General features: G+C 73.7%; 19 protein-coding genes and 2 pseudogenes. 9 read left to right on the forward strand and 12 right to left on the reverse strand.

What is annotated here, in order from left to right; translation table 11 throughout:
* Positions 1-65 precede the first annotated feature (65 nt).
* From LMU33_RS22760 to LMU33_RS41720, 3 genes are all read left to right on the forward strand, one after another.
* The gene (locus LMU33_RS22760; protein ID WP_228622375.1) at positions 66-995 is read left to right on the forward strand and encodes a glutaminase; all 930 of its coding nucleotides are present in this window, start codon (positions 66-68) and stop codon (positions 993-995) included.
* Between the two features lie 173 nt (positions 996-1,168).
* Complete coding sequence (gene mptB / locus LMU33_RS22765; RefSeq protein WP_228622376.1) at positions 1,169-2,572, forward strand: polyprenol phosphomannose-dependent alpha 1,6 mannosyltransferase MptB; 1,404 nt, start codon at positions 1,169-1,171, stop codon at positions 2,570-2,572.
* Positions 2,569-3,975 (forward strand): glycosyltransferase family 87 protein, encoded by a 1,407-nt coding sequence (locus LMU33_RS41720; RefSeq protein ID WP_308280800.1) that lies wholly within the window; start codon positions 2,569-2,571, stop codon positions 3,973-3,975. The genes mptB and LMU33_RS41720 overlap by 4 nt, the downstream gene beginning before the upstream one ends.
* Positions 3,976-4,034: 59 nt before the next feature.
* On the opposite strand, the pseudogene LMU33_RS22775 reads toward LMU33_RS41720, so the two are convergent.
* Positions 4,035-4,868 (reverse strand): annotated as a pseudogene (locus LMU33_RS22775) (D-alanyl-D-alanine carboxypeptidase family protein); the annotation flags it as partial.
* A 100-nt stretch (positions 4,869-4,968) separates the two neighbouring features.
* A complete protein-coding gene (gene rho, locus LMU33_RS22780) occupies positions 4,969-6,117 on the reverse strand; it encodes a transcription termination factor Rho (protein ID WP_228622378.1) in 1,149 nt (382 codons plus the stop codon).
* Positions 6,118-6,553: 436 nt separating this feature from the next.
* Between rho and LMU33_RS22785 the strand changes: the two genes are divergently transcribed.
* Positions 6,554-7,495 (forward strand): hypothetical protein, encoded by a 942-nt coding sequence (locus LMU33_RS22785; protein ID WP_228622379.1) that lies wholly within the window; start codon positions 6,554-6,556, stop codon positions 7,493-7,495.
* Positions 7,496-7,522: 27 nt separating this feature from the next.
* Here LMU33_RS22785 and LMU33_RS22790 read toward each other — a convergent pair whose 3' ends face one another.
* Complete coding sequence (locus tag LMU33_RS22790; RefSeq protein ID WP_228622380.1) at positions 7,523-7,921, reverse strand: nuclear transport factor 2 family protein; 399 nt, start codon at positions 7,919-7,921, stop codon at positions 7,523-7,525.
* Between the two features lie 77 nt (positions 7,922-7,998).
* Here LMU33_RS22790 and LMU33_RS22795 point away from each other — a divergent pair, with 77 nt between their 5' ends.
* Positions 7,999-8,562 carry a PadR family transcriptional regulator gene (locus tag LMU33_RS22795; protein ID WP_228622381.1) on the forward strand — a complete coding sequence of 188 codons (564 nt, stop codon included), beginning with the start codon at positions 7,999-8,001 and terminating at the stop codon, positions 8,560-8,562.
* Between the two features lie 4 nt (positions 8,563-8,566).
* The gene (locus LMU33_RS22800) at positions 8,567-9,319 is read left to right on the forward strand and encodes a class I SAM-dependent methyltransferase (RefSeq protein WP_228622382.1); all 753 of its coding nucleotides are present in this window, start codon (positions 8,567-8,569) and stop codon (positions 9,317-9,319) included.
* Here LMU33_RS22800 and LMU33_RS22805 read toward each other — a convergent pair.
* The 6 genes and pseudogenes from LMU33_RS22805 to LMU33_RS22830 all read right to left on the reverse strand — a co-directional run bounded on the left by LMU33_RS22805 (position 9,289) and on the right by LMU33_RS22830 (position 14,215).
* On the reverse strand, positions 9,289-10,032 hold the full coding sequence (locus LMU33_RS22805; RefSeq protein WP_228622383.1) for a GntR family transcriptional regulator: 744 nt from the start codon (positions 10,030-10,032) through the stop codon (positions 9,289-9,291). The genes LMU33_RS22800 and LMU33_RS22805 overlap by 31 nt on opposite strands.
* 130 nt (positions 10,033-10,162) lie before the next feature.
* Positions 10,163-11,329, reverse strand: coding sequence for a serine hydrolase domain-containing protein (locus LMU33_RS22810; RefSeq protein ID WP_228622384.1), 1,167 nt, complete (start codon positions 11,327-11,329; stop codon positions 10,163-10,165).
* Between the two features lie 205 nt (positions 11,330-11,534).
* A pseudogene (locus tag LMU33_RS22815) lies at positions 11,535-11,630 on the reverse strand (acetylxylan esterase); the annotation flags it as partial.
* Positions 11,631-11,736: 106 nt separating this feature from the next.
* Complete coding sequence (locus LMU33_RS22820; protein ID WP_228622385.1) at positions 11,737-12,321, reverse strand: Rv1733c family protein; 585 nt, start codon at positions 12,319-12,321, stop codon at positions 11,737-11,739.
* 222 nt (positions 12,322-12,543) lie between these two features.
* Positions 12,544-13,263 (reverse strand): ferredoxin reductase, encoded by a 720-nt coding sequence (locus tag LMU33_RS22825; RefSeq protein WP_372478046.1) that lies wholly within the window; start codon positions 13,261-13,263, stop codon positions 12,544-12,546.
* Positions 13,264-13,609: 346 nt separating this feature from the next.
* Entirely contained in the window at positions 13,610-14,215 is a 606-nt protein-coding gene (locus LMU33_RS22830; protein ID WP_228622386.1) for a sulfite oxidase-like oxidoreductase, read from the reverse strand.
* A gap of 177 nt (positions 14,216-14,392) precedes the next feature.
* On the opposite strand from LMU33_RS22830, the gene LMU33_RS22835 reads away from it, so the two are divergent.
* Positions 14,393-15,316, forward strand: a complete 924-nt coding sequence (locus LMU33_RS22835) for an NADP-dependent oxidoreductase (protein WP_228622387.1) — start codon at positions 14,393-14,395, stop codon at positions 15,314-15,316.
* 5 nt (positions 15,317-15,321) lie between these two features.
* Positions 15,322-16,074, forward strand: coding sequence for a GNAT family N-acetyltransferase (locus tag LMU33_RS22840; RefSeq protein WP_308280801.1), 753 nt, complete (start codon positions 15,322-15,324; stop codon positions 16,072-16,074).
* Positions 16,075-16,111: 37 nt separating this feature from the next.
* On the opposite strand, the gene LMU33_RS22845 is transcribed toward LMU33_RS22840, so the two are convergent.
* Positions 16,112-16,510 (reverse strand): MarR family winged helix-turn-helix transcriptional regulator, encoded by a 399-nt coding sequence (locus LMU33_RS22845; protein ID WP_228622501.1) that lies wholly within the window; start codon positions 16,508-16,510, stop codon positions 16,112-16,114.
* 126 nt (positions 16,511-16,636) lie between these two features.
* Between LMU33_RS22845 and LMU33_RS22850 the strand changes: the two genes are divergently transcribed.
* Positions 16,637-17,773: an ABC-2 transporter permease gene (locus LMU33_RS22850; protein ID WP_228622389.1), complete on the forward strand. Its 1,137-nt coding sequence runs from the start codon at positions 16,637-16,639 to the stop codon at positions 17,771-17,773.
* Positions 17,774-17,860: 87 nt separating this feature from the next.
* On the opposite strand, the gene LMU33_RS22855 is transcribed toward LMU33_RS22850, so the two are convergent.
* On the reverse strand, positions 17,861-19,102 hold the full coding sequence (locus LMU33_RS22855; RefSeq protein ID WP_228622390.1) for a vWA domain-containing protein: 1,242 nt from the start codon (positions 19,100-19,102) through the stop codon (positions 17,861-17,863).
* Positions 19,099-20,337 (reverse strand): AAA family ATPase, encoded by a 1,239-nt coding sequence (locus LMU33_RS22860; RefSeq protein WP_228622391.1) that lies wholly within the window; start codon positions 20,335-20,337, stop codon positions 19,099-19,101. The genes LMU33_RS22855 and LMU33_RS22860 overlap by 4 nt, the downstream gene beginning before the upstream one ends.
* Between the last annotated feature and the right edge of the window lie 25 nt (positions 20,338-20,362).

Genomic DNA, 20,362 nt, shown 5'->3' on the forward strand with positions numbered 1-20,362 from the left:
TCCTGCCCGTGCCGCCAACGGGGGTTCCGGACGCCCCCGGGGCGCTGGGCCGACAGGAGTGCGGCATGATGACGCGCATGTCCTCGCAGTTCCAACCGGTCCTCGATCGCATCATGGCGGAGATCGATCGCACGCCGGGACGCGGCCGGTCCGCCGACTACATTCCCGCCCTCGCCGCCTGGGACCCGCGCCGCTTCGGCATGGCCGTCGCCGAGCGGGACGGCACGGTGTACGGGGTCGGGGACTGGCGCCAGCCCTTCTCCGCACAGTCCATCACCAAGGTCTTCACGCTCGCCCTGGACCTGGCCCGCGAGGGCGACGAACTCTGGGAGCACGTGGGCCGCGAGCCCTCCGGCAATCCCTTCAACTCCCTGGTCCAGCTGGAGTACGAGGACGGCATCCCGCGGAATCCTTTCATCAACGCGGGCGCCCTCGTCGTCACCGACCGCCTGCAGACCCGTACCGGAGACGCGGCCGGCGAACTGCTGGCCTTTCTGCGCGCCGAGAGCGGCAACCCCGAGCTCGACTTCGACAAGGAGGTCGCCTCCTCCGAGACCGCGCACGGCGACCGCAACGCCGCTCTCGCCCACTTCATGGCGGCCTACGGCAACATCGACAACGACATTCCCGTCCTGCTCGACCAGTACTTCCGGCAGTGCTCCATCGCCGCGTCCTGTGCCGACCTGGCCCTCGCCACCGGCTTCCTCGCCCGGCACGGCATCCGCGCCGACGGCAGCAGGCTGCTCACGCGCAGCCAGGCCAAGCAGGTCAACGCGGTGATGCTGACCTGCGGGACGTACGACGCGGCCGGGGACTTCGCCTACCGCGTGGGGCTGCCCGGCAAGAGCGGCGTCGGCGGCGGGATCATCGCGGTCGTGCCGGGCCGGTGCACGCTGTGCGTGTGGAGCCCGGGCCTGGACGAGCGCGGCAACTCGGTGGCCGGAGTGGCGGCCCTCGACCGGTTCACCACGCTGACCGGGCTGTCGGTGTTCTGAGTCCGAGGCCGGCGTGGGCACCCTCCTCGGCGGCCGGACGGCGTCCTCGGTGTACTCAAGACCCTGGCGTACGACCGTCACCACCACGCACCGGTCACACTCCGGTCCCCACCCGGAGGGGCCCGCGTCGCCTTCCGGCCACCCGGCGTTGACACGCTGAAGCAGTGTTGGCCATGGCATTCCCCGTCGATCTCCGCCGCTGCCAGGTGCTCGGGCTGGCCGGTACCGCCTTTCTCGCGCTGGGCGGTGAGACGGCCGGTGCCCTGCCCGTGCAGGATCTCCTGGCCCCCGCCTCGGCGCAGGCCGCGCTCGGCCTGGTCGGCGTGTACTTCGGCGTCGTGCTGCTGATAGCGGCCTGGGTGCTCCTCGGCCGCCTGGTGCGGGGCCCCCAGCCGCCCACCCCGCGCGCCCTGCTGCTGGTGCTCGCCGTGTGGGCGGCACCGCTGCTGCTGGCACCGCCGCTGTTCAGCCGGGACGTCTACAGCTATCTCGCGCAGGGCGCCATGGTCGACGCCCACATCGACGTCTACGCCCACGGCCCGGCCCAGCTCGGCGGCCCGCTCGCCGACGAGGTGGCCCCGATGTGGCAGCACACCGGCGCCCCCTACGGCCCCGCCTTCCTGGCCCTGGCCTCGGCGCTGTCCGGACTGACCCGCGGTCAGCTGCCCGCCGGCCTGCTCGGCATGCGGCTGGTCGCCCTGCTCGGCGTGGCCCTGATGGCGGTGGCGCTGCCCCGCCTCGCCCGGCACAGCGGCGCCGACCCGGCCGCCGCCCTCTGGCTCGGCGCCCTCAACCCGCTCGTCCTGCTGCATCTGGTCGCGGGCGCCCACAACGACGCCCTGATGCTCGGTTTGCTGGGACTCGGCCTGGTCGCCGCGCGGGGTGACCGCCCGGTCGGCGGCGCCCTCGGAGCCGTCCTCGTGACCCTGGCCGCCCTGGTCAAGGCGCCGGCCGCCCTTGGCCTGCTGGCGGTCGTGGCCCTCCAGGTCCGCTCCGGCCGCCGCCCCCTGCCGGCGGTCCTGACCGCGGCGGCCGCCTCCGCCACGACGACGGTCGCCGCCACGGCCGTCGCCGGCACCGGATACGGCTGGATCGGCGCCCTGGCCACCCCCGTCTCCCCGCACAACTGGGCCCTGACCAGCCTGCTCGGTCGCGCCACCGGTGCCCTGCTGGAGCACCTCGGCAGCAGTCTGGCCCCGCTGGCCGTGCCGGCCTGGCATCTGTTCGGCCTCGCCGCCACCGCCGTCGCCGTGGCGCTGATATGGCTGCGGCTGCGCGTCCGGCCGGTGTACGCCCTCGGGCTCAGCCTGCTGACGGTCGCCGTGTTCGGCCCGGCGATCCGCCCCTGGTACGTGCTGTGGGGACTGTTCCTCATCGCCGCCGCCGCGCCCAGCACCTCGGTACGGCACCGGGTCGCGGCCCTGGCCGGCGTCCTCGCCCTTGCCGTGCTGCCGAGCGGCGGCCCGGCCGACCTCGGGCAACTCGTGCTCGCCGTCTCCGGCGGGGTGCTCGGCGTGGTCGTGCTGTGGCAGGCCCACCAGGCGGCCCAGGCCCCGGCCCCGGGACGCATGGCGTGAGGGGGCCGCGTACGACCAGGAGCCGTCTGCTGCTGGTCCTCGTCCTCGGCGCCGCGGTCACCGTCTTCACGGCGACCGTGCCGCTGCTGCGCGACTTCTTCGACCTGCGCGTCTACTACGGCACCGTGCACACCTGGGCGCACCACGGCGGACGGATCTACGACTACCAGGTGCCCGGCACCTCGTACGGCTTCACCTATCCGCCGTTCGCCGCGCTCGCCATGCTGCCGTTGGCGCTGGTGGACCGCACCTCGGCGATCGCGGCGTCCCTGCTGGTCAACCTGGCCGCGCTGGCGGTCGTCCTGCGGATCCTGGCCGGCCCGGACTGGCGGCGGCACGGCTGGTACCGCTGGTCGCTGGGCCTGTGCCTGCTCGCGCTGTTCGAGCCGCTGCGGGACACCTTCAGCTTCGGCCAGGTCAACCTGGTGCTGCTCGCCCTCGTCCTCGGGGACTGCCTGCTGCTGGCGACCGGCCGGGAGCGCTGGGCGGGCGCCGGCATCGGGCTCGCCGCCGCCGTGAAGCTCACCCCCGCCCTGTTCATCGGTCTGCTGCTGCTCGCCGGGCGGCGCCGGGCGGCCGGCGTCGCCACGGCCGTGGCCGCCGTCGCGACCGCGCTGGCCGCCTGGGCGGACCCGCGGGCGTCCCGTTTCTACTGGACCCAGGCGTTGTGGGACACCGGCCGGGTGGGCCGGCTCGACTATGTGTCGAACCAGTCGCTCCAGGGTGTGCTGGCCCGCCTCGGCGAGCCGGGCCGCCCGCTGTGGGCGACGGCGGTCCTGCTGACCCTGTGCGTGTGGGCATGGCGGGCCCGTCGGGCGGTGCGGGCCGGTGACTGGACGGCGGCCTTCGCCCTCACCGGGGCGGCGGCCTGCCTGGTCAGTCCCATCACCTGGGTGCACCACCTGGTGTGGCTGCTGCCGTCGTTCGCGGTGCTGCTGCGCGCAGGGCACCCGCGGATCGCGGGCGCCCTGTACGCGGTGCTGTGCACGAGCGTGGTCTGGCTGTGGTTCGACGACGCCTCCGGCATCGGCGGCTTCCTCGGCAGCAACACCTACACCTGGATCACGCTGGGGCTGCTGCTCGGCCTGCCGACGGGTCAGCCGCGCGGGCTGCGCTTGCCCCTGGCCCGCAGCACCACCACCACGGCGGCGCGCAGCGCCACGACCGCGGCGCCGGCGACGAGTCCCGCGAGCCCCGCGACGACGGCGGGGCCCGGCCAGCCCGAGCGGTCGGCCGGTGCCTGCGACGTGGCCGCGGCCACCGGTTTGGCCGGCGACACCGGCCGCGACTTGACGCGCAGCCCGTCCAGCGAGCCGACCGGGTCCACCCGGCCGGCCGCCGCGAAGCCCCAGTCGAGCAGCTCGCGCGCCTCCTGGTACACCGCCAACCCGCCGCCCTTCTGAGGGTTCATCACGGTCACCACCAGCGTGCGGCTGCCGTGGCGGGCCGCGGCCACCAGGGTGTTGCCCGCTTTGCTGGTGTAGCCGTTCTTGATGCCGATCAGCCCGGGATACTTGCCCACGCCGTTCTGGCCGGTCAGCAGCCGGTTGGTGTTCCTGATGCCGTACGTCGAGCCCTCGCCGGGGAAGTACGCCTCGGCGGTGGAGCAGTACCGGGCGAAGTCGGGATTGCGCAGGCCCTCCCGGCCGAAGACCGCCAGGTCGTAGGCGGAGGACACCTGGCCGTCGGCGTCGTAGCCGTCGGGGGAGACGACGTGGGTGTCCATGGCGCCGAGCGAGCGCGCCTTGACCTGCATCTGGGCGGCCGTGGCCTCCCAGCCGCCGTTCATCGAGGCGAGGACGTGCACGGCGTCGTTGCCGGAGTTGAGGAAGACACCGCGCCACAGGTCGGACACCCGGTAGGTGAGTCCCTCCTTGACGCCGACCAGGCTGCTGCCCTGGCCGATGTCCGCCAACTCCGCGTTGCGCACGGTGTGCCGCATCCCGGCGGGCAGCGCGGGCAGCACGGTGAGGGCGAACAGGGTCTTCAGGGTGCTCGCGGGCGGCAGTTTGCGGTGGGCGTCGCTCGCGGCCAGCACCGCCCCGCTGCCGGCGTCGGCCACCACCCAGGACAGCGCCGACACCTCCGGCAGCGCGGGCGCGTCCGGGTGCGGCCGGACCAGGGAGCCGGAGCGGTAGAGCTGGTTCGGCCCGGGCATCGCCGCCCCGGGCCCCGGCGGGCCGGGTTCCCCGGAACGGGGCCCGGCGGAGGCGGCGGCCGGGGTGAGTGCCAGCACGCCCGCCACGCACAGGGAACAGGCCGACACGGCCACCCGATGAGAAAGTCCGGTGATCATGTGATCAACGTACGAACGGGTTCGCCATTCCTCGCGCTGGAGGGGCCGTTCGGCCCAGGCGAGTAACCCGTAAGCCGCACCCGGCCGCCTCCGGGCGGGCTCAGCCGGCGGGAAGGGTGGGCCGGATCTGCCGCAGGAACGCGGCGTTGTCGGGCGTGGCGCGCAGCCGTTCCAGCAGGGTCTCCAGACCGGACGGACCGCCCTCGCGGGAGCGCAGGACGCGGCGCAGACCGTGTACGGCCGTCAACTCGGCCGGAGTGAGCAGGAGTTCCTCGCGACGGGTGCCGGTGGCGTCCAGGTCCACGGCGGGGAAGAGACGCCGGGCGGCGGCTTCCCGGTCCAGGCGCAGCTCCATGTTGCCCGTGCTCTTCAGCTCCTCGAAGTAGTAGCCGTCGGCGCGGGAGCCGGTGTCCACCAAGGCGGTGGCGAGGATCGTCAGCGAGCCGCCCTCCTCGGCCTGGCGGGCGGCGCCGAAGAACCGCTTGGGGCCGATCAGCGCGCCCGCGTCGACCCCGCCGCTCAGGGTACGGCCGCCGGCGGCGGAGGCGTTGTTGTGCGCCCGGCACAGCCGGGTCAGCGAGTCCAGCAGGACCACGACGTCCTCGCCGGCCTCCACCAGGCGCTTGGCCCGCTCGACGACCAGCTCGGCCAGGGCGATGTGCTCCTTGGGCGTCCGGTCGAAAGTGGAGGCGTACACCTCGCCGCGCACCGAGCGGCGCATCTCGGTGACCTCCTCGGGGCGCTCGTCCAGCAGCAGGACGATCAGGCGGCACTCGGGGTGGTTGCCGGCCACGGCGGCCGCCAGTTGCTGGAGCAGCACCGTCTTGCCGCTCTTCGGCGGGGCCACGATCAGTCCGCGCTGGCCCTTGCCGACCGGCGCGAAGAGATCGGCGACGCGCCCGGCGACTTTGGACGCGGGGTGTTCCAGGCGGATGCGCTCGTGGGGGTGGAGCGGGGTGAGGTCGCGGAAGTGACGCCGGCCGCGGAGGTCCGCCGGGTCGTGTCCGTCGACACGCGTGACCTCGGTCAGGGCGCGCCGGTCAGCCCGTACCCCTTCGACGAGGTCGCCCTTGCGCAGTCCGTGACGCCGGATCAGGGCCGGGGAGAGCTGCGGGTCGCCGGGGGAGGACAGGAGGCTCGGGCCCCTCAGGTGCCCCTTCCCCTGCGTGTCGATGTCGAGGACACCGGTGACGAGCCGGGAGACCGGAGTCTGCCGGACCACGGGAGGGTGTTCGAGTGCGGTGGTCATGGTGGGGGTCCTTTCACGGACGGAACGAAGAAGGAGCGGGAAGGGGGGAGAGGCCGCGAGCGGGAGGCTGGACAACTGCCTCCGGGCGGCGGGAACGACACCTCGGGTACGGCGGAAACGCCCTGGTCACGAGGTGGTGCAGTGAAGAAGCCCGGGCCGGTCGGAAGCCTCGGCCGAGGGGCTGATGGAGAGAACGGCGGCATCGGTGTCCGTACGACGGGACACGCACATGCGCTGATCGCACTATACCCGTGCACGCACTTCGGTCAACATGACGCCGTCCGCGTACATTCCCGGGTTCCTGCAGGGCCGGAGCGGTGCGACCTTGCCCTCTTCGCAGGTCCGTCAGGTCATGGAACCGCATCAGATGTCCCCAGACCATAACGATCCCGGACGTCAGGGGACTTGACCGTCAACCGTGGACTATGTTCTAGACATGTCCACGCCACCGTCCCCGCAGCCGGCCGACCAGCCGGTTCCGCAGCCCCAGCAGCCCGCGCAGGCGCCGGCCGTCCCGCCGCAGCCGACGGCCTACCCCTACCCGAACCCGCAGTCCCCGCCGCCGGGCAACTTCTACGCGCAGCCCACGCTGGTCGGCCAGCCCGCCGCCCAGCCGCAGCCGGGTCAGTTCGGCCAGCCGGGCCAGCCGGGCCAGTTCGGCCAGCCGGGTCAGCCGCAGCCGGCCAACCCCTACGCCCAGGCTCCTCAGTTCGGAGCCGCGGTGCCGCCCGCCCCTCCGTCCGGCGGCGGCGGAGCCGGCAAAGCGGTGCTGTGGGCAGCGGTCGGCGCGGTCATCGCCTCCGCCGCCTGGGCGGGCGGCGTCTTCCTCGTCGGCGGCCAGGGCGACGGCGCGGACCTGCGCGGCTACTCGGCGCCCTCGAACCTGTGCTCCGGCGCCGACTACTCCTCGTTCAAGGACGAGTACCCCGAGGACGACTCCTCGCCGACCAAGAGCTCCCTCAAGAACACGGCGCTGGACGAGAGTTACTGCTACGTGGACCTGAAGAAGACGGGCTCCTCGTATGCCGACGCCTATCTTTCCATGCAGCTCGACCTGCACAAGAAGACCGATCCGGGGCCCGAGTTCACGGCCCTGTGGAAGAACTACGGTGACAGCCACACCGGTTACGACGTCTCCCCGGTCAGCGGCATCGGCGACGAGGCCTACCTGGTCAGCCAGGACACCACCCGCGGCTCCTCCAGCAGCGGTGCCCGCTATGCCACGCTCGCCGTCCGCGACGGCTGGGTGACGTACACGATGAGCTACAGCGCCTACCTCACCTCGTACGACCAGGACAAGAACCCGCCCGCCCTCAGCGACGTGGACGACTGGCTGAAGAAGGACGCCAAGGCCACGCTGGGGCAGCTCAAGGGCTGACCCCCGGGCCGTCACCTCGGGGCGCGTTCACGCCGACCGTGCCTCCGCCTCCTTCACGATCTCGTCGAACCGCGCACCCATGGCCTCGGCGAGGGCGTGCGCCCCGGACAGCGGGCGGACCATGACCATGAGCTCGTCGATCAGGCCGTCCTCGTTGACATGCAGGAAGTCGCAGCCGGTCAGCTCGCGGTCGCCCACCCGGGCGGTGAAGACCAGCGCGTGGTCGGGCGCGGCCGGGTCCCCGATCTCCCGGACGTACCGGAAGTCCTCGAAGACCTGGGAGACCGCGCGCAGGATCGCCGCGGTGATCGCCTTGCCCGGATACGGCTTGAAGACGACCGGGCTGGTGAAGACGACGTCCTCGGCCAGCAGCGCCTCGACGGCGTCGATGTCTCCGGCCTCGACCGCCGCACGGAACGCGTGCATCGGATCACCTCGCGTTTCATAGTCAATTAATTGAATAGGTGCGGATGAGATTAATCAACGGCTGCTAACCTGTCCATATGTCGCTCAAGTACGCCGTCCTGGCAGCCCTGCTGGAGGGCGAGGCCTCGGGCTACGAGCTGTCGAAGTCGTTCGACGTCTCGCTCGCGAACTTCTGGCCCGCCACCCCGCAGCAGCTCTACCGGGAGCTGGAGCGGCTGGCGCAGGACGGGCTGGTCCAGGCCCGGACGGTGCAGCAGGAGCGGCGGCCGAACAAGCGGATGTTCACGCTCACCGAGGCGGGCCGGGCCGAGCTGGACGCCTTCGCCGCCGAGCCGCCCAGGCGGCCCACGGCCATCCGCGACGAACTCCTCATCAAGATCCAGGCGATGGACGGCGGCGACCCCGAGGTCACCCGCGCGCTGGTCGAGGAGCGCATGGGCTGGGCGCGCGGCAAGCTCGACCGCTACCGGCGGGTGCAGCGCCGGCTCCTCGACGGCCGGACCGAGGACGAGTACCTCCGCAGCGCCGACCGCGTCGGCCCGTACCTCACCCTCATGGCCGGGATCGCCTTCGAGGAGGAGAACCTGCGCTGGTGCGAGCGGGTGCTCGCGGTCCTGGCGCAGCGGGTGGCCCTAGGCTGAGGAGATGTTCGGTCCCGAAGGCCCCGGCCTGCGTGAACTCGCCGTGCAGGCGCTGTCGTCCGTCGAGCACGGCTACGACCTGCTCGCCCCGAAGTTCGACCACACGCCCTTCCGGACGCCCGACGGCGTCCTGGAGTCCGTGGCGAAGGCGCTGACCCCGCTCGGCCCGTTCGAGGACGGTCTCGACCTGTGCTGCGGCACGGGCGCGGCCGCCGAGGTGCTCACCGGGCTGTGCCGCAGCAGCGTCACCGGGGTCGACTTCAGTGCGGGCATGCTGGACGTCGCCCGGCACCGGGTGCGGTCCGCCGGCGGCCCCGAGGTCGCCTGGGTGCGCGGCGACGCCCGTGCCCTGCCGTTCGCGGCCGCCTTCGACCTCGTGGTCTCCTTCGGGGCCTTCGGTCACTTCCTGCCGCGCGAACTGCCGGGTCTGTTCGCCCAGGTCCACTCCGTGCTGCGGCCGGGCGGACGGTTCGCCTTCCCGGTGCTCGCCCCGCCCCGGCCGACACAGGCCGACTTCTGGATGCTGCTCGGCTTCGACGCGGTGATGCGGGTGCGCAACACGCTGTGGCGGCCGCAGTTCGTGATGTACTACCGGGCTTTCCGGCTCGGCCGCGTGCTCGGCGAGTTGGGCCGTGCCGGGTTCGCCGTCGAGCTGCACCCCCTGCCCGAGTTCGGGCGGCGCGGCGACGGCGGCCCGCGGGCCCGGCTGGTCGTGGCCCGGCGGACTCAGCCGGCCGCCGGCAGCATGAACTCGTAGACCAGCGCGTCCCGTTCGGCGTCCACCACCAGATCGGTGATCTCCAGCGGCCGGGCGTACTGGTCGTGCACCCGCCGGGTCACCCGCACCGAGGAGGCACCGTCGACCTGCGTGATGGAATCGCGGTGGTGCAGGGACAGGCCGGCCTTGCGCATCCAGTCGTAGGCCCGGCGCAGCTGCGCGGGGGTGGTGCCGTCGGCCCGGCCCCGGTAGCGGGCCAGCTCCGCAACCTCGGCCAGCGCCACCGCCGAGAACGACGTCACCGCCGTCCGCAGCGACCGGCCGTCCGGCGTGGCCGAGCGGTAGCGGTGCACCAGCGTCGGCCGGTGCGGGGCCAGGCCCAGCGCCCGCGCGTGCTCCTCCGGCGGCGCCTCCCAGGTCACCGTGGCCCGGTCGACCGCTGACGGGTCCGCCGAGCGGGCACCCAGCGGGAAGGCCGGCGTCCCCGGCGCCGCGACCGGTCGCGCGGGCAGCGTGGCATGGCTGCCCCGCCGGTCGGTGGAGACGGCACCGCTGCGCCGCAGCACCTCCAGCGCCTGCCGGACGGTCTCCCGGCTGACCTGGAAGTAGGCGGCCAAGTGCCGCTCGCCCGGCAGCCGTTCGCCCGGCGGAATGGCGCCTGCGCGCAGTTCGTCGAGGAGCAGCGCCGCGATCCGTCCGTACAGGGGCCGGTCGTCGCTCTGCGCGGGTTCGTGCGGGGTGGTGCGGGCCATGCCGCGCCCTCCTGTTGTGACAAGACGTAGTCGTGCGGGCTCGTTGCGCGACCACAATTAGCATTGGTCTAAACCACAAGGGAAGAGTGGTCTGCCGGTTCGGCCGAAACCCACCCGCGCGATCACCCCGTCACAGGGCGCTGTACAGAGCGTCGATCAGTGCCATCTTCCGTGGGTCGTCGGCGATGCGCGGCCCCATCCGGTTCATGACGTACCCCAGTGACACGCCCGCCTCCGGATCGGCGAGTCCGCACGAGCCGCCGAACCCGTCATGACCGAAAGCCCGCGGGTTCGGGCCGTACGACCCCTGCGGACCGCTCAGCCACAGACCGAGCCCCGCCTCGGTCTCCCGCTCGAAGCCGATGCCCAGCACCAGATCGCGGCAGCTTCCCTGACCCTCGCGCACCCGCTCCGCCGCCTCCGGCGACAGAAGGCGCCGCCCGCCGTGGCGGCCGCGCCCGGCGAAGACGCCGTAGAGCGCCGCGACGGCGCGTGCGGTGCCGTGCCCGTTCGCCGCGGGGATCTCCGCCGCCCGCCACTCGGGCGTGTTCGCCTCCGCCGCGCCGACCACCGGATTGGTCAGCGCCGCCAGCGCGGCGGGCGCCAACTGGCCGAAGACAGCCGCCTGTTCACTGCGGGAGGCGGCCGGAGGGCGCACCAGCTCGGCCGCCCGGCCCGCCTCCTTCGCCGGCAGTCCCACCGTGAAGTCGATCCCGAGCGGCCCGGTCACCTTCCGCTCCAGGAAGACCCCCGGCAGCAGCCCCGAGATCCGCCGCACGAGCTCGCCGACCAGATGGCCGTACGTCAGCGCGTGATACCCGGAGCGGGTGCCCGGCTCCCACCACGGCTCGGTCGCCGCCAGCCGGGCGGTCGTCAGCTCCCAGTCGTACAGGTCCGCCACGGAGTGCGGCTCGCGCAGCCCGGGCAGTCCGGCGCGGTGGGACAGCAGATGCCGTACGAGCACCTTCTCCTTGCCCGCCGCCGCGAACTCGGGCCAGTACGCCGCCACGGGCGCGTCGAGGTCGAGCAGCCCCCGGTCGGCGAGCAGATGCGCGCACAGGGCCACCGGCCCCTTGGTGGTGGACCACACGTTCACCAGCGTGTCGTGCTCCCACGGCCGGGTGCCGGCCGCGTCCGCCCAGCCGCCCCACAGGTCCACCACGGTGGTGCCGTCGACGCTCACCGCCACCGCGGCGCCCAGTTCGCCCCGCTCCCGGAAGTTGTCCTCGAACGCCTCCCGCACCGCCGCGAAGCGCGCGTCGCAATGGCCGTGGACCTGTGTCTCGTGCGCGGGCATGGGACCTCCGTCGTCGCCGGAAAGCCGGGCCGCGGCGCTCACGACCCGGGCGCCCCGAACGTACCGACTGGTCGGACTGGGGGGAAGTGCCCGGCACGCCCTCGCGCCCGCCCGCCGCCTCAGGCGTACGACCGCAGCCAGCGCAGCTTCGCCACCTCGTGGAAGGGACCGCCGCCCTCGTGGTCGTTGAAGTCGTAGACCACGCGAGGGTCTCGTCCCAGAAGGCGTCGAAGTCCTCGGGCTCGGTGGACTCGCTGCGGTGCGCGCGAAGTTCGTCCAGGGGAAGGTCGAACAGGGTCATCTGCAACCACCTTTGCGAAGGGAGGCTGCGTCAGCTCACCGTACGTGGGTGTCGCAGGTCCGGCCGGTAAGCGTTTGCTCCCGCTCGGCGGCCGGGCGCCTGTCCCTCACGTCCGCGGCTGGGTCCACCTCGGTCCCGTCCGCGCCCACTCCCGTTCCCACTCCGCCAGCCGGTGGCGCAGTGCGATCCGGCGCTCCACGGCGTGTGCGAGGAGCACCACGGCCGCTGTGCCGCCCGCCGCGGCCAGGCCGACGGTCACCGTGTGCTGCCACACCGCCGCGTCGTCCGGCGGCGGCGCGACACTGCGGCCACGGGCGTCGAACCACACCGGGAGCGTGTCACCGGTATGGGTTCCCGCCGGCACCCGGGCCCATGCCGTACGGGTCCCCTTGCCGGGCTCGGTCCAGCGGACCTGGGCGCGGTACGCGTACGCGCGACCGCCCTGTTCGGCGGAGAGTCGCTCGGGCGGGGAGCCGATCACCTGCGCACGGAGCCGGTGGCGCTCGGCCCGCTGGGTGGCGGCGACGGCCCGGGCAGTGTCATGCGCGCGCAGGCCCGCGGCCACCCCCACCAGCGGTGTGACGACGAAGAGCAGGACGGCCACGACCAGCATCGTCCATGCCTCCACGACATCCGAGTGGCGCCGCAGCGGATTGCGCCGCCAGCGCCAGCCACACACCCGGGTACGCATGTCCACCTCCTCGCACCGTCGGAGCCGGAGAGCCGATCCGACGAGCCGGTCCGAACGGCCCGTCACCCCCCCGCTCACGCACACGAGCGTCCACACCCGTCTCGTACCCCGTACGGAGCACCTCGCTCACGCCGCGAACCGCGACTTCGAGCCCACCTGGAGCACGGAACGCGCCACGCGCCCCAGGACCGTGCGTACGACCCCGGCGCGCGACCGGGACAGTCAGCCGAAGCGCTCGATCCGGATCCGGTCCACCGGCTGGCCCGCCGCGACCAGCAGCCGGGACGCGTGCTCGGCGAACCCGTTGGATCCGCACACATAGGCCTCCCACCCACTGGGAGGCTGCTCGGCCAGGAGCGGCGCCACATGTGCGGCTGCCACACGCCCCACGGGCACTCCCTGTGGGGCGCTGCGAGTGAACACAGGCGTCGTCTCCGCGCCCAGCTCCGCCGAGTAGATCAGCTCCTCGGGGCTGCGCGCGGACACCAGCATGCGCAGCGGCACGGTGAGACCGCGCCTGCGGTGGTGCCGCACCATCGACATCAGCGGGACGATCCCGGAGCCGGCACCGATCAGCAGCGCGGGCCGGTCACCCGGCCAGGCGAAGAAGCCGCTCAGCGGCCCGCGCACCTCGACCGTGTCACCGGGGCGGGCGACCGTGTGGAACCAGCCGGAGACCTCGCCGTCCGGCACATGGTCCAGGGTCAGCTCGATGTGCCCGGAGTCGTCCGGCGCCGACGCGATCGAGTAGTGGCGCTGGGCCACGTACCCGTCCGGCGCGGTCAGCCGCAGCATCAGGTGCTGCCCGGGCAGATGCCCCGCCCAACCCGGCACCGCCAGCCGGAAAGTGGCCGCGCGCGGTGTCTCACGCCGGACCTCCACCACGGTGGCCATCTGCCACACCCCCGCCGCCTGCCCACTCACCGCGATCCGCCCGGGCACGGCGAAACGCGCGGCGGGGACGGCGGGGCTGGAGGGCGGGGCGGGGGTCGTGTGGGAGGCGGTCGTGTCCGGGGTCGGAGTGGTTGGCTTCCGGTTGCCGGGTGCGGCCCTGGCGGCCAGGTTCTGGGCCGTGCTCACGGCCGCGGCTTCGGCGGGGGTCGGGCCCGGGGCGGTAGCGCGGGCAGGCTCCTTCCGCGGCCGGGCGCCTGCTTGCGGTGCCGTGGTGCCGGCAGTCGTGTCCGGTGGGGGAGCCGCCGGCTCCGGGGTCGTGGTGCCGTCGGCCGGGGCCGGGGGCTGAGTCGCGATCGAAGTCACTCGTTCCGGATGGGGGGTGTGGGGCGCCGTGTCAGTCACCGGAGTACCGCTGCTCCTCCCAGGGGTTGCCGCGTTCGTGGTAGCCGTTGCCTTCCCAGAAGCCCGGTTCGTCGTGGTCGAGGAGTGTGAGGCCGGCGATCCACTTGGCGCTCTTCCAGAAGTACAGGTGGGGCACCAGCAGCCGCGCCGGGCCGCCGTGCTCGGCCGGCAGTGGCTCGCCGTCGTACTCCCAGACGATCCAGGCCCGCCCGCCGGTGACGTCGGCGAGCGGCAGATTGGTGGTGTAGCCGGTGTGGGAGCGGGCGAGCACATGGGTGGCGGACACATGGGGCCGGACCACATCGAAGAAGGCGTCGAGGGAGACTCCGCCGAAGCGCACACCGAACTTGGACCAGCCGGTCACACAGTGGATGTCGCCGTCGTACGCCGACGCCGGCAGCGCGTGCGCCCCCTCCCAGTCCCAGGTGTGCGGCCGCTCGACCAGGCCGTCGACCCGGAGGGACCAGTCGGCCGGTGCGAGGTCCGGGGTGACCTCGGCGGACAGGACGGGCCAGTCCTCGCCCGCGTCGTACTGCCCGGGCGGCAACCCCGGGTTGTGGACGCGCGGGCGGCCCGTGAAGCCTCGCGTAACGTTCATCCTTCAACCGTACGTGGTCGTTCCAGCTGCTCCGTCCGTGGTCACCATCCCGCACGCCCGGATGATTGCGGCCGTATGAACTCTTTAGGGCCTGGGGAATAGCTCTGCGGCGCTTCTCCTTTGCGCTCGATGCCGGCACCGGTAGACCGGTGACAGCGAGAGAAGCGAGGGAAGAGCATGCCCAAGGCGTATGTCTACACGCGGCACGGAGGACCGGAGACCGAGGCGCTGATCGACCTCGGCCGCCCCAGCCCCGGCCCCGGCGAGATCCTGATCGCGGTCCGCGCGGCGGGTGTCAACCCCGTCGACTGGAAGCTGCGCCAGGGCTTCCGCCGCCCCGGCGAGGGCGAGCGTGTCTTTCCGGTGGTCTTCGGCAGCGAGGCCGCCGGCGTCGTCGAGGAGGTCGGCCCGGGGGTCACCGGCTTCGCCGCCGGCGACGAGGTGTTCGGCAGCGCCGTCCACGGCACATACGCCGAATACGCCCTGCTCACCGCCGACGTGACCGCCCACAAGCCCGCCGCGCTGTCCTTCCCCGACGCCGCCACCCTCCCGGTCGCCGCCGCCACCGCCTACGACGGCGTCCGCCAGCTCGACCTGCCCGGAGGCTCGACCCTGCTGGTGACGGGCGCGGGCGGCGGCGTCGGCAGTGCGGCCGTGCAGATCGCCCGCGCCTTCGGACTGCGGGTCGTGGGCGTGGCGAGCGAGGGCAAGGGGGAGTTCGTGGAGTCGCTGGGCGCGGTGCACGTGTCCTCCGGGCCCGATCTGGCCGATCGGGTGCGGGCCGCCGCGCCGGACGGGATCGACGGGGTGTACGACCTGGTGGGCGGCCCGGTGCTCACCGAGGCCGCCGAGCTGCTGAAGGACCGCGGCAAGCTGGTCACCGCGGGCTCGCCGCAGGCGGAGGTGGCCGCGCTCGGCGGCGCCGCCGTCCAGCGCGTCCGCACCGCCGCCGTCCTCGAGGCGGTGGCCGATCTCGCCGTACGCGGCGCTCTGCGGCCGCACATCACCCGCACCTTCCCGCTGGAGCAGGCCGGCCGGGCGCTGCGCGCGGTCGAGGACGGGCACGCCCTCGGCAAGATCGTGATCGAGGTGGCCGCGTGAGCCTCATAGCCGGAGCGGGCGTCGGCGACGGCCCCGCCGCCGACGCCCCGCACGTCCTCGACAACCCCGCCCTCGCCTCCCTGGCTGGCCCGCACGCCCACTTCGCCGAGCGGCGCGGCCGCGTGCTGCGCTACCCCGTCGACGTCTCCCCCTGGCTGGCGCTGCCCGACGACCCGGACGCGCGGGACTGGGCGGACCTGGCGGCGCTGGCCGGTCCCGGCGCGGAGATCCCGCTGGCGGGGTACTGCGGTGAGGTGCCGGACGGCTGGGAGATCACCTTCCGGATCGAAGGGGTGCAGTTCGTGGACGACGGCGTCGCCGCCGCGCCGGACGCGGAGGCGGTCCGCCTCGGCCCGGCGGACGTACCCGAGATGCTCGACCTCGTGGCCCGCACCCGGCCCGGACCGTTCCTGCCGCGCACCGTCGAACTCGGCACCTACCTCGGCATCCGACGCTCCGGCGCGCTGATCGCCATGGCGGGGGAGCGGCTGCACCCGCCGGGCTGGACCGAGATCAGCGCGGTCTGCACCGACCCCGCCTTCCGCGGCGAAGGCCTCGCCACCCGGCTGATCCTCGCGGTCGCGCACGGCATACGGGAGCGCGGAGAGACGCCGTTCCTGCACACGAGCGCCCGGAACACGGGGGCGATCCGGCTGTACGAGTCCCTCGGCTTCCGGCTGCGCCGCCGTACGGCGTTCCTCGCGGCGCGCGCCCCCGAGCGGCTGGCCGACGAGCGGGCCGCGGTACCGGTGGCATGAACCTCCCGCCCGGCACCGCGCCCCGCAAAGCCGCCGGTCAGTCGGCCCCGGCCCCGCCCGGACCCGCGTTGTACCGCTCCAGGTAGGCCGCGAAACGCACCAGGTCCTCCTCCGGCCAGCCGGCGAGCCGTTCCCGGAACGCGGCCCGGCGGCTGCGGGTGACCTGGGCGAGGATCTCCCGGCCGGCCTCCGTCAGATGCAGCACCTGGACCCGGTGGTCCTCCGGGTCCAGGCGGCGCTCGATCAGCCGGGCCCGCTCCAGCGCGGCCACCTGGCGGCTGACGGTGGACTTGTCCAGGGCGTAGTGGGCGGCCAGGTCCGTCGCCCGGCAGCCGCCCTCCTCCTCCAGATGGCCGAGGAGGGTGTACGACACCAGGGACAGCTCGGGATGCATACGGCCCGCCGAGGCGCGGGCCCGGCGGGCGAAGATGGTCATCTCGCGCTGGATCGTCTCGACGGCCGACTGCGCTGCGCTCACGGGAATACCTCCTCCGGCGTTCTAGTTGTATAGTACAACTTGATGCGAGAGTTGTATAAGCCAACTATCTGGAGGTCGCGCGCGATGAGGTCACCCGCACTGCGCCATGTGCTCACGCACCTGATCACCCCGCTGCTGATGTGCCTGGGCATGGGGCTCGCGTACATGGGGGCCTTCGTGACCCCGGAGCCGCACCACCTGCCGGTCGCCGTGGTCGGCAGCGCCCCGCAGGCGAAGGTCTTCGCCCAGACGGTCAAGGACACCGCCGGGGACAAGCTCGACGTCCGCACGGTCGCGAGCCGCGCCGAGGCCGTCGGCCTGCTCAAGTCCCGCGATGTGACCGGCGCCTACGTCCCGAGCGCCAAGGCGCCCGAGCTGCTGGTGGCGAGCGCCGCCTCCGACATGGGCGCGACGGCGGTCGAGAAGGTCTTCACGCCGGTCGCCGCCAAGGAGGGCGTGCCGCTGAAGGTCACCGACGTGGCCGAGCCGGTCGCCGACGACCCCACGGGGCAGGGCCTGTTCTTCCTGCTGATCGCCCTCAGCATCGGCTCCTACGCCTCGGTCGCCGCCCTCGGTGCCGCGGGCGCCGCCCTCTCGATGCGGGTACGGGCGCTGCTCGCGCTCGGTGTCTCCGCCGTGGTCAGCGGCATCGGCGCGCTGCTCGCCGGACCGGTGTTCCACCTCGCCCACCACGACCTCGCGGGCGTGTGGGGCATGGCCTGGCTGTACTCGGCCGGCATCCTCTTCATCGGCGTCGGCCTGCACACCTTCCTGAAGCGGTGGACCACACTCACCATGATGGTGCTGTTCGTGATGCTCAACTTCACCAGCTCCGGCGGGTTGTTCCGGCCCGAGCTGCAGAACGGCTTCTTCGGCACGCTGCACGCCTTCTGGAACGGCGCCGGCTTCGTCGAGGGCGTCCGCAGCCTGCTGTACTTCGGCGACGACGGTCTTGCGCGCAACGTGTGGACCCTCGGCGTCTGGCTGCTGTTGGGTCTGGCCGTGACCGGGCTCGCGGCCCTGTACGAGCGGCCCCGCCGAGCCCGGCACGCGGCCGGCCACACCGGCGCCGCGACCGCGACCGAGGCGCCGGCCACGCCCGCCGCGGTGCCGGCCCGGCCGGAAGCGGCCCGGGCGGCCGAGGACAGGGCCAGGGAAAAGGCCGAGGAGGACGCCGAGCAGGCCGCCGAGGAAGAGATCGAGGAGACCGTCGGCGTCTGACCCCAGGACGTCAGGGACAGGGGGCGCGCCCGGCGACGGGCGGGGCTCCCTGCCGACACGTCCTCGGACGGGCCCCTGCCCGCCGATTCATCCAGCGGCCGACCCGATCGTCACCACCCGCGCCCACGCCGGCGGCGCGTCCGGCAGATAGCCGGGGTCGTCCTCGTCGTACGACCCACCGGTCCGGGGAAACAGCCCCACCACCGTCCGGCACGGCGGCCGTTCGTCCGGCCACGGCGTCTGACCGTCGGTCAGGGCCACCACCACATCCGGCCGGGTCCGCAGCGCGCGGGCGAACCCGGTGCGCAGATCCGTCCCGCCGCCGCCCACCAGCTCGATGCCCTCCGTCCGGCACAGCGGCTGCACGGTCCGGGCCGCGGCATCGCAGGACAGTACGGAGACCAGGTCCCGCCGGCCGCCCGCGGCCCGGCAGATCGCGGCCACCTCGAGCAGCGCGCTGCCCAGTTCGGCGTCGCTGACCGACCCCGAGGTGTCGATGACGACGCACACCCGGGGCGGCCGGCGCCGCAGACTCGGCAGGACGACCCCGGGCAGCCCGGCCGACCGGCGCGCCGGACGGCCGTAGCTGTAGTCCTCGCCCGCACCCGGCGCGGAGACCGCCGACCGCAGCGCCGAGCCCAGCAACTGGCGCCAGGGCTGCGGCGGATGGAACACCTCCTCCGCCCACCGCCGCCAGCCCTGCGGTGTGTCTCCCGGGCTGGCCCTGATGCCTTGCGCCACCCGGAACCGGACCGCGTCCCGCTCCTGCTCGCTCAGTCCGTGCGCGCCGTCCGGCCCCAGCTCCCACGCCCTGTCCAGCCCGTCGGCGCCGCTGCCGCAGTCCAGCCAGGCCAGCCGCTGAAGCCGCGGCCCGAGCCGGAAATGGCGCAGGTAGTCCTCCATGAGCTCGCCCGGGCGCAGCCCCAGCCTCTCCGGTGTCACCGCGCCTTCGGGCTCCACCAGCCCGTCGCCGTACACGTCGTCGTTGATCTCGCAGTCGGCGGCGATGTTCATGCGCAGCCGTTCCGCGGGCCCGGACAGCCGGCGCTCGCGGGCGTACCGCTCACTGCGCCCGTGATGGTCGCGCAGCAGATGCGCCACCTCGTGCACCCACACCGCCGCCAGCTCCTCCAGCGGTGTGCGATCCACGAACGCCGGGGAGACGTAGCACCGCCAGTACCGGTCGACCCCCATCGTCGGAACCTCCCGCGACTCCACCGGCCGCAGCGCGAACAGGGCCGTCGCCAGGTAGGGCCGGACGCGAGCCGCGTGCAGCCGTGCGGCGAACAGCTTGCCGAGGTCCAGCGTGCCGGACGCGTCCGCCGTCATCGGCCCGCCCCGGCGGTCCGCGCGACCCGGCGGGCGGCCTCGTCGGCATGCCGGGACAGCGACACCACCCCGGCGAGCCGTTCCACCGCCGCCGGCACGTCCCAGTCCTCCCGGCGCAGGGAGGCCAGCGTGGTCGCCGGCACGACCACCACGTCCGGCGCCCCGGTCTCCATCGCCCGTACCAGCACCGCCCACGCCGCGTCCCAGCGGGCCCGCTCCGGGCGCCCCCGCACCGCGTCCACCACCCCGTCCAGCACGGCCTGCCGCAGATCCCCGCGCTCGGGCAGTTCGGCGCCCGCGGGGTCGGCGAGCAGTGTCTCGGGATCGGGCAGGTCCATCCGGTCCAAGGCGGCCAGCAACTCGAGCCCGGGACCGTCCCCCACCGTGCCGCGGACCAGCAGCGACAGCACGTCCCGCGACGATCCCGCGGCGGTCGCGAACGCGATCAGCCGCAGGGTCGCCTCCCAGCTCCGGGGCGACGGCCACGCCCCGCCCCGGCGGCTCTCCCCGCTCGGCAGCCGGTGTACCAGCCCCGGCCGCGCGACCAGGAATGCGCACACCGCGCGCCGGGCGAAGGCCACGGCCTCGGACAGCCGCCCAGCATCGAGCCGGGGCAGGGTCGCCCGCGGCCAGGTCCCCCCGAGGCCCCGTACGACCACGTCGTGGTCGTGGGCCCACTGCAGATGCACGAACCGGTTCGCCAGCGGCGGGCTCAGCTCCCAGCCGTCGGCCGCCGAGGAGCGCGGGTTGGCGGCGGCCACGATCCGCACCCCGGGCGGCAGCCGCAGCGCGCCGATCCGCCGCTCCAGCACCAGCCGCAGCAGGGCCGCCTGCACCGCCGGGGGAGCGGTGGACAGCTCGTCGAGGAACAGCAGTCCGCGCCCGGCCCGTACGAGCCGCACCGCCCAGTCCGGCGGGGCCATCGGGACGCCCTGCACCGCCGGATCGTCTCCCAGGACGGGCAGGCCGGAGAAGTCGGACGGTTCGTGGACGCTCGCGATCACGGTCGTCAACGGCAGGTCCAGGGCACCGGCGAGCTGGGTCAGCGCCGCGGTCTTGCCGATGCCCGGCTCGCCCCACAGCAGCACCGGAAGGTCGGCGGCCACGGCCAGGGTCAGCGCTTCCAGCTGGACGTCGGAGCGCGGTTCGGTGGTCGTGTCGCGGAGCAGGTCCAACAGGGCTTCGGCGACGTCGAGTTGAGGGACGAGGGAGACAGGAGCGGTGGCAGCAGTCATGTGGGATCACCTGAAGGGTGTGAAG

It is taken from the genome of Streptomyces barringtoniae (assembly GCF_020819595.1).
Classification (GTDB): Bacteria; Actinomycetota; Actinomycetes; order Streptomycetales; family Streptomycetaceae; genus Streptomyces; species Streptomyces barringtoniae.

Bases quoted from the DNA above. Each gene is read 5' to 3' on its own strand.
- LMU33_RS22805 (WP_228622383.1), bottom strand. From the start codon at position 10,032: ATGGCCCGCACCACCCCGCACGAACCCGCGCAGAGCGACGACCGGCCC.
- LMU33_RS22845 (WP_228622501.1), bottom strand. From the start codon at position 16,510: ATGACCATCTTCGCCCGCCGGGCCCGCGCCTCGGCGGGCCGTATGCAT.
- LMU33_RS22760 (WP_228622375.1), top strand. From the start codon at position 66: ATGATGACGCGCATGTCCTCGCAGTTCCAACCGGTCCTCGATCGCATC.
- LMU33_RS22820 (WP_228622385.1), bottom strand. From the start codon at position 12,321: ATGCGTACCCGGGTGTGTGGCTGGCGCTGGCGGCGCAATCCGCTGCGG.
- LMU33_RS22860 (WP_228622391.1), bottom strand. From the start codon at position 20,337: ATGACTGCTGCCACCGCTCCTGTCTCCCTCGTCCCTCAACTCGACGTC.
- mptB (WP_228622376.1), top strand. From the start codon at position 1,169: ATGGCATTCCCCGTCGATCTCCGCCGCTGCCAGGTGCTCGGGCTGGCC.
- LMU33_RS22800 (WP_228622382.1), top strand. From the start codon at position 8,567: ATGTTCGGTCCCGAAGGCCCCGGCCTGCGTGAACTCGCCGTGCAGGCG.
- LMU33_RS22835 (WP_228622387.1), top strand. From the start codon at position 14,393: ATGCCCAAGGCGTATGTCTACACGCGGCACGGAGGACCGGAGACCGAG.
- LMU33_RS22785 (WP_228622379.1), top strand. From the start codon at position 6,554: ATGTCCACGCCACCGTCCCCGCAGCCGGCCGACCAGCCGGTTCCGCAG.
- LMU33_RS22830 (WP_228622386.1), bottom strand. From the start codon at position 14,215: ATGAACGTTACGCGAGGCTTCACGGGCCGCCCGCGCGTCCACAACCCG.
- LMU33_RS22850 (WP_228622389.1), top strand. From the start codon at position 16,637: ATGAGGTCACCCGCACTGCGCCATGTGCTCACGCACCTGATCACCCCG.
- LMU33_RS22855 (WP_228622390.1), bottom strand. From the start codon at position 19,102: ATGACGGCGGACGCGTCCGGCACGCTGGACCTCGGCAAGCTGTTCGCC.
- LMU33_RS22790 (WP_228622380.1), bottom strand. From the start codon at position 7,921: ATGCACGCGTTCCGTGCGGCGGTCGAGGCCGGAGACATCGACGCCGTC.
- LMU33_RS22795 (WP_228622381.1), top strand. From the start codon at position 7,999: ATGTCGCTCAAGTACGCCGTCCTGGCAGCCCTGCTGGAGGGCGAGGCC.
- rho (WP_228622378.1), bottom strand. From the start codon at position 6,117: ATGACCACCGCACTCGAACACCCTCCCGTGGTCCGGCAGACTCCGGTC.
- LMU33_RS22810 (WP_228622384.1), bottom strand. From the start codon at position 11,329: ATGCCCGCGCACGAGACACAGGTCCACGGCCATTGCGACGCGCGCTTC.